Origin of the sequence: Pseudomonas sp. FSL R10-2189 (genome assembly GCF_009600325.1) — a bacterium.
GTDB classification, from domain to species: domain Bacteria; phylum Pseudomonadota; class Gammaproteobacteria; order Pseudomonadales; family Pseudomonadaceae; genus Aquipseudomonas; species Aquipseudomonas helleri.
In genome coordinates, this window is record NZ_WIVZ01000085.1 from 1 (window position 1) to 1855 (window position 1855).

2 protein-coding genes and 2 pseudogenes are annotated in these 1855 nt (G+C 51.8%); all 4 read left to right on the top strand.

What is annotated here, in order from left to right; translation table 11 throughout:
- Positions 1-431, top strand: a pseudogene (locus GHO32_RS27015) (hypothetical protein); the annotation flags it as partial.
- A complete protein-coding gene (locus GHO32_RS25925; protein ID WP_153336132.1) occupies positions 428-835 on the top strand; it encodes a HEAT repeat domain-containing protein in 408 nt (135 codons plus the stop codon). The pseudogene GHO32_RS27015 and the gene GHO32_RS25925, both read left to right, overlap by 4 nt.
- 183 nt (positions 836-1018) lie before the next feature.
- Positions 1019-1147: a hypothetical protein gene (locus GHO32_RS26575; protein WP_256665478.1), complete on the top strand. Its 129-nt coding sequence runs from the start codon at positions 1019-1021 to the stop codon at positions 1145-1147.
- Positions 1148-1240: 93 nt separating this feature from the next.
- A pseudogene (locus GHO32_RS25930) lies at positions 1241-1855 on the top strand (RHS repeat protein); the annotation flags it as partial.

Consider the following 1855-nt stretch of genomic DNA (forward strand, 5'->3'; position numbering starts at 1 on the left):
ATCCGATCGGTTTTGCGGGTGGGCTGAATTTCTATGCGTATGCGCCGAATCCGGTGGGGTGGGTTGATCCGTTTGGGCTCTCAAAATCAGGGAGAAAACCAACTCCATCAGCAAAATCAAACATTGCCAACCGACAATGTTGCGCACACAAATGGAGCGTCGAACGATATGACAGAAAGTGTAACGGGCATATTCCTGGAGTAGGAAACGTAACTCTATTTCGAGATCCGAAAGACGGCTATTGGTACTCAGCCGATAAAACCGAACACGGAGGAAGCGCGTGGAAATTGTTCACAGAATCGAGAAGCGCCGGAACCCTAGAGTGGACAGCAGACCTCAATGAGTATGGAGACATCATGAAAGGAAAGCATAAAGGCTCGACAGGCCGCTCCGTCGACCTAAAGAAATTAAAATGCCAGGACAAAAAATGATCATTTCAGCCGAGGAATTTATCAATCTTATCAACAGCAACATTGAAGCTGACAATAAAAGAGCCATTACCGAAGAGGCAGATGAGAGCGTCTGGGAGAATGTAATCGCAAAATATCCAGACTATGAATTTTTTATACTGCAAAACGAAACTATCCAGCCCAACACAATAAATCTTTTGTCAAAAAGTGAAAACTGGAAGACAAGGCATGGCATTGCAAAAAAAAGAAGATCTGATACTAAGATATTAGCCCTCCTATCAAATGACGAGAACCCCATAGTTAGACAGGCGATTGCGTCAAACCAAAAAACACCTCATGCAATACTTAAACGTCTGTGTTCGGATACCGATGACAGAGTTAGTCGCGTTGCCAACTACAACATCAGACTTCGACCTCAGCAGTGAATTCCAATCAACTAAAAAATCGTGCCCTATCACTCCAAGGATCTCTTCTTTATGAAATGTATTGCTCGCCTAAGTGACTTTACAAACCACGGAGGACTCTTCAACAAAACCATGCCCCACCCTGTGTCTCAACGGCAAACTAATGGTAGCCAAAGGCTAACTAGTGATGTGCCGCCCCTGTGCATGGGGTCGATTGTCGAAGACAGCAACAGCTATTCCGTCAACGGCGTTCCGGTGGTATTGAACGGCATGAAGACTACCTACAGTGCCAAGCTGATCGCCAGCGGCTCGTGGGCATCAATTCACCGCTGAACATGTCAGCGAGCGTTCTTTAACAGTTCAGTATCACCACCATTGGCTCAACAACGCCAACGCCAACGCCTGCGATCTCCATCAAAATCCGCGATGCTAAAAGCCGTCTGCTCAGCCACACCGACGCTCCCGACCTGCAAACTGCAGTGGTTTTACGATGCGGCGGGCAATAACACCCGCGAACACCAGCACCTGCACCTCTACAAACCCTGCCACGTTGCCATCTGGCAGCACGAGTACGACGCCCTCAACCAACGCATTGCCACCACCCGCCCCGACGGCCACCGGGTCAGTTGGCTGACCTACGGCAGCGGCCACTTGCTGGCAATGAAAGTCGACGACATCGAACTGCTCAGCTACCAGCGCGACGACCTGCATCGAGAAATCGTCCGCCACCAAGGCAACGGCCTGCAACAACGGCAAAGCTGGACGCCCAACGGCCAGTTGCAGGAACAGACCGTAGCCCTTACCGGCTCAAGCACGCGCCTGCTGGTGCGCAACTACCGCTATGACGACGCCGGGCAGTTGACCGACCTGCACGACAACCGCCGTGGCGACATCAACTACCGTTACGACCCGCTCGGCCGCCTGCTCGGTGCCAGCAGTCAGTACAAAGAAGAAACCTTCGCCTTCGACCCGGCCAGCAACCTGCTCGACCCCAAGGCCCCGCACCGGCCCATCCACCACCCACCACCCACCACCCACCAC